This window comes from Nitrosomonas sp., from assembly GCF_040256045.1.
Lineage (GTDB): Bacteria > Pseudomonadota > Gammaproteobacteria > Burkholderiales > Nitrosomonadaceae > Nitrosomonas.
The window spans coordinates 1-11,246 of record NZ_JBDZWD010000063.1; the positions used below are offsets into that span (position 1 = coordinate 1).

An 11,246-nucleotide genomic window follows, 5' to 3' on the forward strand; every position below is an offset into this window, starting at 1 on the left:
GCCTCCGACAGCGATAGCGACAATGAAGACGATAACGAGGAGGAGTAAGTAAGTTTTGATTGGCTAACATATGTAGTTTGATCAGCAATATATATCAGACAGCAAGTTGCAGTCTTTTGGAGATCGGTTATTTCTAGGATTGCAGCTTGCTTTTTTATCGGCATTGTTTGTATTTTCGGGCAAACAAATGTGAGCAGACGGGTTGATTAATTGAAATTCTGACAAGGGTATGATGGGCAGGAAGCTTTATATTAAGACGTTCGGCTGTCAGATGAACGAATATGATTCGGACAAAATGGCTGATATTTTGTTGTCTGAGAAGGGTATGGAGTTGATTGAAACACCCGAAGAAGCCGATCTGATCCTGTTTAATACCTGCTCGGTTCGTGAAAAAGCACAGGAAAAAGTTTTTCATGACTTGGGACGCGTGCGGTATCTTAAAAACAGTAAGCCTGATCTTCTGATTGGTGTGGGTGGGTGTGTAGCCAGTCAGGAAGGTTCTGAGATAGTCAGACGTGCCCCATTTGTCGATTTAGTATTTGGCCCCCAAACATTGCATAGATTGCCTGACTTGATCGATGCTCGCAGACGTACAGGCCGTCCCCAGGTGGATATCAGCTTTCCTGAGATAGAGAAGTTTGATCATTTGCCGCCGGCACGTACGGACGGAGCCACTGCCTTTGTATCGATTATGGAAGGGTGCAGTAAATACTGCAGTTTCTGTGTCGTACCTTATACCCGGGGAGAAGAAGTTTCGAGACCATTGGATGACATTCTTACCGAGGTGGCAGGACTTGCAATACAGGGTGCCAAAGAGGTTACACTGCTTGGGCAGAATGTAAATGCTTACTTTGGCAAGATGGGTAGTGGGGAGATTGCCGATTTTGCTACATTACTGGATTACATTCATGAAATTCCCGGCATAGAGCGTATCCGATATACCACCTCTCATCCAAGGGAATTTACAGCTCGGCTGATTGAAGCATATCAACGCTTACCGAAGCTGGTTGGTCATGTACATTTGCCCGTGCAATCTGGATCAGATAAAGTATTAGCTGCAATGAAGCGCGGTTATACAACCATTGAGTACAAATCCATTATTCGGAAACTACGTATCATTCGTCCGGATATATCAATATCATCCGATTTCATTATCGGGTTTCCCGGAGAAACAGAGGATGATTTTGAAGCAACAATGAAATTGATCGACGATGTACGTTTTGATGAATCTTTCAGTTTTATTTACAGCCCGCGTCCAGGAACGCCAGCTGCTGATTTATCGGATAATACTTCACCCCAGATAAAATTAACGAGGCTGTATCGTTTACAGGAAAAAATACAGCTTAATGCGCAGGTGATCAGTCAGAGTATGGTCGGTACCATCCAGCGTATTTTGGTAGAAGGCCCATCAAGAAAGGATTCTGGTGAGTTTTGTGGCAGAACAGATAATAATCGGGTAGTTAATTTTGTTGGGCATGCAGGACTGATCGGGAGTTTTATTGATATCAGGATAACAGCAGTTTCCTCACATACATTGCGTGGTGAAATCTCCGGTAGGTAATGATCATAGTTCCATTGACTTGCGGCTCTATTTGATTAATGCCAAAGTCTTAATATGACCATGACTCTTGATGAAGTAACAAAATCGAAGCAGGTTGAACTGACATTCTCTCCCACGGATAATGAACGTCTGGCTAATCTTTGTGGTGCCTTGGATGAAAATCTTAAACAAATTGAGTATGCTTTCAATGTGATGCTCTCCCGCAGAGGAGGGTACTTTAAGCTTTATGGTTCTGCAGAGAATACTCGCTTGGCAATTCAGGCACTAAAAAAGTTTTATGATGATTCGTATCACCACCTCAGTATTGAACAAATACAGCTTGGCCTGACTGAAATTCGAAATAACACTTTGCCCCCCTCTGAGGATTCGGATAGAACTGTTACGGACGCCAATCCCAGTGCGGTTTCCTTACAACTTGTTACTCGTCGCGGTAATATTCAGGGCCGCACTGCCCGGCAGACAGATTATCTTTTTCAGATTAAGAAACATGATATTACTTTTGGTATTGGCCCGGCAGGTACCGGTAAAACTTATCTTGCCGTTGCCTGTGCAGTGGATGCGCTGGAGCGTGAACTGGTCAGTCGCGTCATTTTAGTGCGACCGGCCGTGGAAGCTGGAGAAAGATTGGGATTTCTACCGGGAGACATGGTACAGAAAGTAGATCCTTATTTAAGACCGCTTTATGATGCTCTGTATGATTTAATGGGATTTGAGAAGGTCAGCAAGCATTTTGAAAGAGGTATCATTGAAATTGCGCCACTAGCTTTTATGCGCGGCCGTACGCTTAATCAGTCATTTATTATTCTAGATGAAGCACAAAATACAACGGCTGAGCAGATGAAAATGTTTCTGACACGTATCGGTTTTGGCTCCAAAGCCGTTATTACTGGAGATATAACGCAGATTGATTTGCCCAAACATCAGAAAAGTGGCTTGATTGAAGCAGAGCGGGTATTGAAGAATATAAACGGGATCGCATTTACCCGCTTCAGGACGGAAGATGTAGTCCGTCATCCTCTGGTTCAACGTATAGTAGACGCCTACGAGAAATATGCTCCTGACAAAGAATCCAGTTGAGTTGCTAGATCGTCAGCAGGAACTCATACTGACGGTACAGTATGTGGCTGATAAGATGGGTATCCCGAACAGAGGACTATTTCGTAAGTGGGTTAGAGCGTCACTAAGCAAACCTGCAGAGGTAGTTATTCGTATCGTTGACAAGCAGGAAGGTGAAGCGCTCAATCACGACTTTCGTGGTAAAGATTCGGCAACCAATGTGTTGACGTTTGTGTATGACGACGATATCCCACTTTTGGGTGATATTGTGTTATGTGCACCAGTGATTTACAACGAAGCGCAACAGCAAGGCAAAGATCTGACTGCTCACTACGCTCATCTCACTATTCATGGTGTTTTGCATTTGCAGGGCTATGATCACATCCACGATAAAGATGCAGTGGTGATGGAATCACTCGAAACAGAGATTATCACCAGACTCGGTTACCCCAATCCTTATGTCATTTAACATTGAAATGATATAAGCTGCGTGAGACAGTCTTTCTTATTCCTGATATTAAACATTTCATGAACGAAACCTCCCCTAAAGTTGGTTGGTTTGAGCATATTAGTACATTACTTTCGCGAAAACCGGAAGATCGTGAACAGCTGTTGGCCCTGTTACATTCTGCTTATGAGCGTAACCTGCTTGAAGCAGATGCTTTGGCCATGATTGAAGGAGTGATGCAGGTTTCTGAAATGCAGGTACGTGATGTTATGATCCCTCGTTCGCAAATGGATACGATCGACATTAGTGAGAAGCCGGAAGGATTTATTCCATTTGTAATGGAGACTGCTCATTCACGCTTTCCAGTTACGGATGGCAGCAAAGATCAGATTATCGGTGTATTGCTGGCAAAGGATTTATTGCGTTATTACGCGAGCAGGGAAGAATTTAATATCAGGGATATGCTGCGTCCAGTGATTTATATACCCGAATCTAAAAAATTGAATATCCTGCTTAAAGATTTTCGCAGTAACCGCAACCATATTGCTATCGTGGTTGATGAATATGGTGGTGTAGCCGGGCTCGTCACGATCGAAGATGTCTTGGAACAGATTGTCGGAGATATTGAGGATGAGTATGATTTCGATGAAGATGATGCTTATATTGTTGCCGATACGGATGGCCATTATCGTGTCAGAGCAATTGCAGAAATATCCAGCTTTAATGAGACATTGGGCGCAACATTCAGTGACAAAGAATTTGATACGATTGGGGGTCTTGTTATCAATAAATTTGGTCGACTTCCTAAGAATGGGGAATCCATTATCATTGAAGATTTCAATTTTACTGTCATGAGAGCAGACAGTCGTCGTTTACATTTGTTGAAAGTGGAGCGTATCAAGCTCGGGTTGATTGAAGGTGCAGATTTTCATGATCCGGTTTAATTTTGTGTTTAACGATGTGCTGCGTTGCTGAATTAATAATGAATGGTTGTTTGTGATTAAGGCAGAAGATTACAAATTGTTAAATAAAACCAGCTTATATCTTTCTTATCCCGGAAATCTGAGAAATGAGTGATCGTGAGATCGATCAGCAATTGGTAGAACAGGTACAGCGCGGTGATAAGCGAGCGTTTGATCTGCTGGTTATCAAATATCAGCGACGATTGGCGCGCTTATTGTCGCGATTCATCCGTGATCCTGCTGAAGTGGAAGATATTACTCAAGAGACTTTCATTAAGGCTTACCGGGCATTGCCTTCTTTTCGCGGTGATAGTGCTTTTTATACTTGGTTATATCGGATCGGGGTTAATACGGCCAAGAATTTTCTGGTATCACAAGGTCGAAAACTTCCTGCAACTGTAAATGGGTTCGGCACCGAGGAGGCAGAAAATTTTGAAGGAGCTGATCAGCTCCGGGAAGTAAACACGCCGGAAAGTGAACTTATGGGTAAACAGGTTGCCCAAACCGTAAATCAGGCGCTTGAAGCTCTCCCTGAAGAGTTGAGCACGGCAATTGTTCTCAGGGAAATCGAAGGGCTTAGTTATGAAGAGATTGCTGATATCATGAATTGTCCTATTGGTACAGTACGATCCCGGATATTCAGGGCGCGTGAAGCTGTGGCCGATAAGTTAAGGCCTTTATTGGGTACTGATAAGAGTAAAAGATGGTGATAAGGGGTGAAATTGTGAGAAATGAAATTTCTGAACTGATGGATGGTGAGCTTGATGGCACTCATGCTGCCAAGGTAATTAATGCAATCAAGAATGACGACGATTTATTTTCTGACTGGAAGATTTATCACGTGGTTGGTGATTCGCTACGTCAGTCAGCTGTTAACATAGATATATCGGAACAGGTCAAAAATCAACTGGTCGATGAGCCACTCTTGTTATCACCTTATCCACATAAAATCCACCAAAACCTTAAACAAAAACTACTGAATCTGTCGGTTGCTGCTTCGGTTGCTGCATTATCGGTTGGATGGTTGATATCCCAATCGGGGGAGCAGCCTGAAACAGGACTTAAAGAAGTATATATGGCTGAAAAAACTAGCGGAAAGACTGCGCCTGTCGGAGGGCACCGTTCGTCAATGACTTTTCAGCCCGTATCTGCGTATTCATCTCCTTCTATGCCTGTAGTAAGCACTCACTATAATAATGATCCTTTGATTTACAGAGATCTTACTTATGAAAGGTCAGTCCGTTATCCGACTACCGGAATGCCTTCGCCTGCTGAGGTAACTGGGGAACAGTCTGCTGCTGCACCTGTTGAGTAGTATGTGTCAGTCAGCTATATAAGAAAATAAAACACTACCTCTTAATTGGTGATTGCATGGTTGGCATAATCTCTCGGGATAATTTCCATTCAGATATAGGATCCGAATTTTTGGTAAATACAATAACAGGTGCGAATATATGGCGTAAGAGTGCTGTTGCGATTTATCTGTTCGTAGCAGTATTTATATTGTCTGCACCATTGCATGCAAAGGATTTGCCGGATTTTACAGATCTGGTGGAGAGGCATGGGCAGGCAGTTGTCAATATCAGTACCGTGCAGACGCAGCAGTTAGATACGAATCATTTTTTCCCGGGCATTCCTAATATTCCTGAGGATTCTCCTTTTTACGAGTTTTTTCGCCGGCATATGCAGCCTTTCGCCGATCCGAGAAAAAAATATGAATCCCGTTCACTGGGCTCAGGTTTCATCATTAGTAAGGATGGCTATATCCTAACCAATGCACATGTGGTTGAATCAGCCAATGAAATCACGGTGAGGCTGACCGATAAACGTGAGTTCGGTGCAAAAGTAATAGGAGCTGATCAGAAAACAGATATAGCACTGTTAAAAATCGATGCGGATGATTTACCGGTGGTTACCCAAGGTAATCCTGATCAGCTTAAGGTAGGCGAATGGGTGATTGCTATCGGGGCGCCCTTTGGCTTTGAGAATACGGTTACAGCAGGGATTGTGAGTGCGAAAGGGCGGTCGCTCGCCCAGGAAAATTATGTTCCTTTTATTCAGACTGATGTGGCAATTAATCCAGGTAACTCAGGTGGACCACTATTCAATATGAAAGGGGAAGTTGTAGGGATTAACTCCCAGATTTACAGTCGTACTGGTGGCTTTATGGGTCTTTCTTTCGCCATTCCGATTGATATGGCGATGGAAATTACCAGTCAGCTTAAGGCTCATGGTAAGGTTTCGCGAGGAAAAATTGGGGTCATGATCCAGGAAATGACAGAGGAGTTGGCGGAGTCTTTCAATCTGGATAAGTCACGTGGTGCACTGGTTGTTTCTGTAGAGAAAGACGGACCGGCTGATAAGGCGGATATCAAGATAAGAGATGTAATTCTTAGATTCGATGGTAAAGATATCGATGCTTCAAGTGATTTACCCCGCATTGTTGGAAATACGAAGCCGGGCGTCAAGGTACCTGTTGAAATATGGCGTAATGGTTCAGTTAAGAAACTGACTGTTGCAGTAGGGGAAATGCCGGGAGAGGACAGTAGTACTACTATCCAGAAACAAAGTAAATCGGGAGATGCTACCAGCAGACTGGGACTTGCTTTGAGAGAACTTTCTGCACGCCAAAAGAATGAACTTGGAGTTGATAACGGTTTGCTGGTCCAAGAAGTTTATGACGGAATTGCCAGCAATGCGGGAATTCATCCCGGAGATATTATCTTGGGGTTCAATAACCAGGATATAAAATCTATCCGACAATTCAATAAGTTATTGGATGACGCCAAGAAAGGTCGGAATATTGCTCTGCTGATAAAAAGGGGAGATATCACGACTTTTATTACCATAAAGATAGATGGATAAAATTGCCTTGGTAATGAATAATCAGGCAGAATCCAGGAAATTGATTGTATATGGGAAGGAAGGCTGTCATCTATGTGAAGAGATGATTGCTTCCTTGGAGGTATTACAAAAAGAATCCCGATTTGAACTGGAAGTAATCAATATCGACGGAAATGAATATTTGATGCGATTGTACAGTGATCGTGTTCCTGTTCTTTTTTCTGTTAATGAGAACAAAGAGCTATGTCATTATTTTCTTGATTCAGATGTAGTTGATACCTACCTCTCCTGAGTTTTGGCCTTTGGCTAATTTGTTGAGTGAGCCAGGTTTTCCCATTCCGCAAAAAACGCAGCTTTCATATTTCCATATTCTGTGCTGATATAAGAAACCGAGATAGAGTAAATTGTTGAGGCTAGCGCATTTAACAGATTCTCTCGCTGTTTCTTTGATCATCAGGATGTATCTGGCTGTCAGACTGTTCTGAGCAGGCCGGCCAAATCTATCTTCCCCTTGTTGATTTGTATACAATCGCTCCTTTCGTCTCTGACTTCTGTCAATTCTCTGCCGACCGGTGATTTCTTTTGATACAGCATATTCGTAATTTTTCCATTATCGCGCATATCGATCATGGCAAATCCACCCTTGCCGATCGCATCATTCAGTTTTGTGGTGGCCTTTCCGATCGGGAAATGGAGAATCAGGTGTTAGATTCGATGGACCTGGAGCGTGAGCGTGGTATTACGATAAAGGCACAAACTGCAGCGTTACACTATCAGGCTAGGGATGGCAAAAATTATCTGCTGAATCTGATCGATACCCCGGGCCACGTTGACTTTTCCTATGAAGTATCCCGCTCACTCTCTGCTTGTGAAGGGGCCTTGCTGGTCGTCGATGCCTCTCAGGGGGTTGAAGCGCAAACGGTTGCAAACTGTTATACCGCAATCGAGCAAGGTGTCGAGGTGATCCCGGTACTTAACAAGATCGACTTGCCTGCAGCGGATCCTGACAGGGTGATAGCCGAAGTAGAAGATATCATCGGGATTGAAGCTAAGAGTGCCTTGCGTATCAGCGCGAAGACCGGTGAAGGGGTGGATCAGGTCCTGGAAATGATCGTGGCGCAGATTCCACCTCCTGAAGGAGGTATTGATGCGCCGCTTAAGGCGTTGATCATAGATTCTTGGTTTGACAGCTATGTGGGTGTCGTGATGCTGGTTCGAGTCGTGGATGGGGTACTGAAACCAGGTAACAAGATTTTACTGATGTCCAGTAAGGCAAGTTATTTATGTGAAGAAGTGGGAGTTTTTCAGCCGAAAGCGGTAAGCCATGACTCGCTGAGTGCCGGTGAAGTAGGTTTTATCATTTCAGGAATCAAGGATCTTAAGTCTGCCAAAGTGGGGGATACGGTGACGCTCGTTGATCGTCCCGCCCTTGAGCCCCTTGCGGGATTCAAGGAAATCAAACCACAAGTTTTTGCCGGGTTGTACCCGGTCGAATCCAATCAATATGATGCGTTGCGTGCGGCACTGGAAAAACTGCAGTTGAATGATGCTTCTCTGCATTTTGAACCGGAAACTTCCCAGGCGTTGGGTTTTGGATTCCGTTGCGGATTCCTGGGATTGCTGCACCTGGATATTGTGCAGGAACGGCTGGAACGGGAATATGATATGGATCTCATTACCACTGCACCTACAGTGGTTTACCAAATCGTTCTGCGTGATGGCAAAATCACGGAAATCGAGAATCCATCCAGATTGCCCGATCTGGCCAGCATAGAAGAAATTCAGGAGCCGATTATTACTACGACGATTCTGGTTCCAGAAGAATACGTTGGCACAGTGATGACATTGTGTACCGGCAAACGTGGTATCCAAAAGAACATGCAATACATGGGCAGGCAGGTAATGCTGGTTTATGAAATGCCTTTGAACGAGGTGGTTCTGGATTTCTTTGACAGATTGAAATCTGTAAGCCGCGGTTATGCTTCGCTGGATTATGAATTCAAGGAATTCAGGGCAGCTGATCTGGTTAAACTTGATATATTGATCAATGGCGACCGGGTGGATGCATTGTCTCTGATTGTGCATCGTGCCAGCAGCCAGCAACGCGGGCGGGAGCTGGCACAGAAAATGCGTGAACTCATTCCGCGACAGATGTTTGATATCGCAGTACAGGCAGCAATAGGGGCCCACATTGTAGCGCGCGAGAATGTCAAGGCATTGCGCAAGAACGTATTGGCGAAATGCTACGGTGGAGACATTACACGTAAACGCAAGCTGCTGGAAAAGCAGAAAGCAGGGAAAAAGCGTATGAAACGGGTTGGTAATGTTGAAATTCCCCAGGCAGCATTCCTTGCCATTCTGCAGGTGGATGGTAAGTAACAAATAAAAATGCCGGCAAACGGGGGGGTAAAGTGGTGATCGGTATATTTCTAGGTCATGAGGTATTATGAATTTTCCTTTGGTGTTGCTTATTTTATTGGTGGTTACGGGCGGGATATGGCTGCTTGATTATTTTGTGCTGAGGCACAAACGTCTTTCCGATAGCACCGAGCCATGGTGGGTCGAATATCCTAAAAGCTTTTTTCCGATCATCCTGATCGTATTCTGCTTAAGATCTTTTCTGGTAGAGCCTTTCAAAATTCCTTCCGGCTCAATGATTCCAACTTTGCTGATCGGGGATTTTATACTGGTCAATAAGTACACCTACGGGATTAGGTTGCCGGTAGCGAACCTGAAAATCATCGATATGAATGAACCCCAGCGTGGTGAGGTCATGGTATTTCGTTTTCCCGAGGATCCCTCTATCGATTACATCAAGCGAGTGATCGGTGTGCCCGGGGATACGGTCACCTACCGGAATAAACAGTTGAGTATCAATGATATCCCTGTCCTGCTGGAGCAGGGCAGCGACTACAAATATGTCGATGGCCCGGCATACATTTATACTCAGCGATTCAAAGAGAACATGGAGGGCAATGAACATGACATCCTGATCAATGAAGATATGCCGGATATTCAGTTGTCTGCCATTCATCACTTTCCTAATCGGGAGAACTGTACCTTTGATCGGACAGGTTTTTCCTGCAAGGTTCCTGAAGGGAATTATTTTACTCTAGGCGATAATCGGGATGGCAGCAGTGACAGCCGTTACTGGGGGTTTGTGCCGGAAAATCATATCGTCGGTAAAGCCTTCCTGATCTGGTGGAATTTTAATGATCTGAGCAGAATAGGTACGTTGATCAAATAATGATTTGAATCTTCAGTATGTCGCGGAGGTATCTATGAATCCGGTTTATTCTTCAATGAACAGAAAGCAGCAGGGAGTGAGTTTGCCGGGTCTGTTGACATGGTCGGTAATCATTGTTCTGGTGGCAATCCTGGGGATGAGACTTGTTCCTGCTTACATCGAGTTTGCCGCAGTCAAGCGGGCACTGGTGGCAATTGCCAGTGATTCCGAGTTGCGTAATGCCGGCGTCTATGAAATTCGCCAGGCGTTTAACAAGCGCGCTGCCGTGGATGCCATAAAATCCGTAAACGGAAATGATATCGTCATCAGAAAACAGGATGGGCAACTCGTGCTGGATATAAACTACACAGTTACGAAACCTCTGTTTGCAAACCTTTCTTTACTGATCGACTTCGATGCGGCCAGTGATCGATGACCAGTTCCAGGCCTGTTGCACGCAATACAAAAAACAAACAGATAAAAACACTGAAAGGGCGAGATTACACAGTTCTTTTGCAGAAACTGGGTTATGCCTTCAAACAGCCTGATTTACTCCGGGAAGCGCTTACTCACCGCAGTCTCGGTTTTCCGAACAATGAGCGCTTTGAATTTCTCGGCGACAGTGTGCTGAACTGTGCAGTATCAACGTTGCTGTTCAAACGTTTTCCATCATTGGCGGAAGGAGACCTGACCCGATTGCGTGCCAATTTCGTCAATCAGCAAGCATTGCACCGCTTGGCATCCACCTTGGGTATCGGAGAACTGATTTTATTGGGCGAGGGTGAGCGTAAAAGTGGCGGACATCATCGCCCTTCGATTCTGGCAAATGCCGTGGAAGCCATTATCGGTGCGATTTATCTCGAAAGCGGATTTACAGCGGTAGAGCAGGTTATTGTTGCATTGTATGAACCCCTGATCAGGCAGTTGGATCCGGATACTTCCGGCAAGGATTCCAAAACCTTGCTGCAGGAATATCTGCAGAGTCGTAAAATTGCTTTGCCTGAGTACAACGTGCTGTTGGCACAGGGTGATCCGCACGCACAGGTTTTTCATGTGGAATGTGTCATTCCCGGATTCGGCATTCGCACAAGAGGTGAGGGAACCAGCCGTCGCCGGGCCGAGCAGGAAGCTGCACGCCAAGCCTATGAA

General features: G+C 44.7%; 12 protein-coding genes. All 12 read left to right on the forward strand.

Going from position 1 to position 11,246, the window contains the following annotated elements:
- The first annotated feature begins 232 nt into the window (after nt 1-232).
- A complete protein-coding gene (gene miaB / locus ABUL11_RS10040; protein ID WP_350283731.1) occupies nt 233-1,561 on the forward strand; it encodes a tRNA (N6-isopentenyl adenosine(37)-C2)-methylthiotransferase MiaB in 1,329 nt (442 codons plus the stop codon).
- A gap of 60 nt (nt 1,562-1,621) precedes the next feature.
- On the forward strand, nt 1,622-2,638 hold the full coding sequence (locus tag ABUL11_RS10045; protein WP_350283720.1) for a PhoH family protein: 1,017 nt from the start codon (nt 1,622-1,624) through the stop codon (nt 2,636-2,638).
- The gene (ybeY, locus tag ABUL11_RS10050) at nt 2,613-3,086 is read left to right on the forward strand and encodes an rRNA maturation RNase YbeY (protein ID WP_350283721.1); all 474 of its coding nucleotides are present in this window, start codon (nt 2,613-2,615) and stop codon (nt 3,084-3,086) included. Before ABUL11_RS10045 ends, ybeY begins: the two co-directional genes overlap by 26 nt.
- A gap of 59 nt (nt 3,087-3,145) precedes the next feature.
- Nucleotides 3,146-4,009 (forward strand): CorC family transporter, encoded by an 864-nt coding sequence (locus tag ABUL11_RS10055; protein ID WP_350283722.1) that lies wholly within the window; start codon nt 3,146-3,148, stop codon nt 4,007-4,009.
- A 125-nt stretch (nt 4,010-4,134) separates the two neighbouring features.
- Nucleotides 4,135-4,737, forward strand: a complete 603-nt coding sequence (gene rpoE, locus ABUL11_RS10060) for an RNA polymerase sigma factor RpoE (RefSeq protein ID WP_350283723.1) — start codon at nt 4,135-4,137, stop codon at nt 4,735-4,737.
- Nucleotides 4,731-5,342, forward strand: a complete 612-nt coding sequence (locus ABUL11_RS10065) for a sigma-E factor negative regulatory protein (protein ID WP_350283724.1) — start codon at nt 4,731-4,733, stop codon at nt 5,340-5,342. Before rpoE ends, ABUL11_RS10065 begins: the two co-directional genes overlap by 7 nt.
- Nucleotides 5,343-5,398: 56 nt before the next feature.
- Nucleotides 5,399-6,892: a DegQ family serine endoprotease gene (locus ABUL11_RS10070; RefSeq protein WP_350283725.1), complete on the forward strand. Its 1,494-nt coding sequence runs from the start codon at nt 5,399-5,401 to the stop codon at nt 6,890-6,892.
- Entirely contained in the window at nt 6,885-7,163 is a 279-nt protein-coding gene (locus ABUL11_RS10075; RefSeq protein ID WP_350283726.1) for a glutaredoxin family protein, read from the forward strand. The genes ABUL11_RS10070 and ABUL11_RS10075 overlap by 8 nt, the downstream gene beginning before the upstream one ends.
- Nucleotides 7,164-7,453: 290 nt before the next feature.
- Nucleotides 7,454-9,250: a translation elongation factor 4 gene (gene lepA / locus ABUL11_RS10080; protein ID WP_350283727.1), complete on the forward strand. Its 1,797-nt coding sequence runs from the start codon at nt 7,454-7,456 to the stop codon at nt 9,248-9,250.
- Between the two features lie 67 nt (nt 9,251-9,317).
- Nucleotides 9,318-10,118: a signal peptidase I gene (lepB, locus tag ABUL11_RS10085; RefSeq protein ID WP_350283728.1), complete on the forward strand. Its 801-nt coding sequence runs from the start codon at nt 9,318-9,320 to the stop codon at nt 10,116-10,118.
- A 34-nt stretch (nt 10,119-10,152) separates the two neighbouring features.
- Nucleotides 10,153-10,533 carry a DUF4845 domain-containing protein gene (locus ABUL11_RS10090; RefSeq protein WP_350283729.1) on the forward strand — a complete coding sequence of 127 codons (381 nt, stop codon included), beginning with the start codon at nt 10,153-10,155 and terminating at the stop codon, nt 10,531-10,533.
- The coding region (gene rnc, locus ABUL11_RS10095) for a ribonuclease III (protein ID WP_350283730.1) at nt 10,530-11,246 on the forward strand (717 nt) is incomplete at its 3' end. The genes ABUL11_RS10090 and rnc, both read left to right, overlap by 4 nt.